A 2,686-nucleotide genomic window follows, 5' to 3' on the forward strand; every position below is an offset into this window, starting at 1 on the left:
TATTCGGTTAAAATACACTCTGCTGCAAATTTAACCACAAAAAAACCCTTAAGCATATAACTTAAGGGTTTTTAAATTTAGCTCAATAAGCTAAATAAAAATTACTCTTCGCTAGGTATCGCTTTTTCAACAACACTAATTGCAAGCTCAGCTAACGAATCCATATTAGGCTTACTAGGCGCGTTAGTTAATAAACACGACGCTTGTGTTGTTTTAGGGAAAGCAATAACGTCACGAATGTTATCGGTACCACATAAAAGCATTGCTAAACGGTCAAGACCAAATGCTAAACCAGCATGTGGTGGCGTACCGTATTTAAGTGCATCAAGTAAAAAGCCAAACTTGTCTTGTTGCTCTTGCTCGTTAATACCTAAAATTCTAAATGCAGTTTCTTGCATATCTGCATTATGAATACGTACCGAACCGCCACCCACTTCGTAGCCGTTTAATACCATATCGTAGGCATCTGAAATAGCTGCAGCAGGGTTTGCTTCAAGCTCACTTGCAGTAATATCTTTTGGTGCAGTGAATGGATGATGCACAGCATGTAATGTGCCCTCGTCATCTTCTTCAAACATTGGGAAGTCTACAACCCAAAGTGGTGCCCAGCTATCAAGGTTAGTGATTTCTAAGTCAACACCAATCTTAACGCGCAGTGCGCCCATTGCTTCATTTACTGTGTTGCGCTTATCGGCACCGAATAAAATGATATCGCCAGACTGAGCATTAGTACGCTCAAGTAATTTAGTAATTACGTCTTCGCTTAAAAACTTAGCCACTGGTGATTGAACACCTTCAGCGCCTGCAGTGTGGTCATTTACTTTCATCCACGCCATACCTTTAGCGCCGTAAATACCAATAAACTTAGTGTAATCGTCAAGCTGTTTACGAGAAAGCTTAGCGCCACCCGGTACAGTTAATACAGCAACGCGACCTTTTTCGTCGTTAGCTGGACCTGAGAAAACATTAAACTCTACGTCTTTAACTAAATCTGCAACATCAACTAACTTCATTGGGTTACGTAAATCTGGCTTATCAGAACCGTAAAGGCTCATTGCCTCGCTGTAAGGCATGATTGGAAAATCGCCTAAATCAACGTTTAACAATGTTTGCCACATCTCGCGGATCATTTTTTCAGTCATACCACGTACTTGATCAGAGCTCATGAACGAGGTTTCTATATCTATTTGGGTAAATTCTGGTTGACGATCGGCACGTAAATCTTCATCACGGAAACATTTAACAATTTGGTAGTAACGGTCAAAACCCGACATCATCAACAATTGCTTAAATAACTGTGGAGACTGTGGTAAAGCGTAAAAACTACCTTTATGAACGCGGCTTGGCACTAAGTAATCGCGTGCGCCTTCTGGCGTTGCTTTAGTAAGTACAGGTGTTTCGATGTCTAAAAAGCCGTTTTCATCTAAAAAGCGACGAACAAAGCTGCTTGCTTTAGCACGTAATTTAATACGGTCACTCATTTCTAGACGACGTAGGTCTAAGTAGCGGTATTTTAAACGACGCTCTTCTGAGTTTACTTGGTTAAAATCAAGTGGAAGCGGTTCAGAGCGGTTAATAATTGTAAGCTCAGTACCTAAAACTTCAATTTCACCTGTTGCCATATCTTTATTTACTTGGCTATCAGGGCGTGCACGTACAGTACCTTTTAGCTGAACACAAAATTCTTGGCGAAGTGTGTTAGCTGAACTCATTAACTCTTCAATGTCAGAGTCGAATACAACTTGTACTAAACCTTCTCTATCGCGTAAATCGACAAAGATAAGTCCACCAAGGTCACGTCGTTTGTTGATCCAGCCACATAGTTCAACTTCTTGATCTACGTGAGTTTTATTTAGCTGTCCGCAATATATAGAGCGCATAGTTTTCCTGTCAGATAAAAGGCTTAAACGGTTAAAGTTATTTGTTTTAAGGCGTGTGATTTAAAAAACAGGTCACCACAATACAAATAAAGCCGCTAGCAATCTAAAAATAATCAAATTAAGCCCTGCATTATACCCAAGTAGTATCAAGATGCTAGGGCGTGTGCCGCTTTTGCCCCTGAATTTACAGCAGCTCGTTTTGTTATTTGCTACACTATCGCCACTTTATAATAAGGCGCTAGTTTGTATGTTATATATTGGATGCCCGCAGTGGTCGAGTAATGCATGGAAAGGCAATTTATTTTCAAGCCAATGTAAAAACGCCGATATGCTTAGCCAATACGCACAACACTTTAACTCTGTTGAAGGCAATACCAGCTTTTACGCTGATCCTTCGCCAAATACCGTATTGCGCTGGGCAAACAGCGTACCCGATAATTTTAAATTTACGTTTAAGTTTAATCGTCGCTTTAGCCACGAGCTGCACCTAACTAATGTTCAAACCGAGCTTACTGATTGGCTTAACTTGTTCTCCCCTATTTTAGAAAAAACCGGGCAAATCATGCTGCAATTACCTAAAGCATTTGGCCCTGGAGACTTACCCAAGCTAGCCCAATTTATTAGCCTGTTACCAAAAGAGGTTAATTACGGTGTAGAGGTACGTCATACTGCGTTTTTTCAAAAGGGTGAAGCCGAAATAGCGCTTAACCAATTATTAATGGCAAACAACATAAATCGTATATCGATGGATACTCGCGCCCTATTTGCGGTAAAACCAACAACCGAAGCGCTAATAGATGCACAGC

General features: G+C 40.6%; 2 protein-coding genes. One reads left to right on the top strand and one right to left on the bottom strand.

The window, feature by feature from the left end; all coding sequences use genetic code 11:
- Window positions 1–101 precede the first annotated feature (101 nt).
- On the bottom strand, window positions 102–1,880 hold the full coding sequence (gene aspS / locus H5072_RS16315) for an aspartate--tRNA ligase (protein WP_002959974.1): 1,779 nt from the start codon (window positions 1,878–1,880) through the stop codon (window positions 102–104).
- Between the two features lie 247 nt (window positions 1,881–2,127).
- Between aspS and H5072_RS16320 the strand changes: the two genes are divergently transcribed.
- On the top strand, window positions 2,128–2,686 hold a 559-nt coding region (locus tag H5072_RS16320), incomplete at its 3' end, for a DUF72 domain-containing protein (RefSeq protein WP_182694126.1).

This window comes from Pseudoalteromonas sp. SR45-5 (assembly GCF_014163565.1).
Classification (GTDB): Bacteria; Pseudomonadota; Gammaproteobacteria; order Enterobacterales; family Alteromonadaceae; genus Pseudoalteromonas; species Pseudoalteromonas distincta.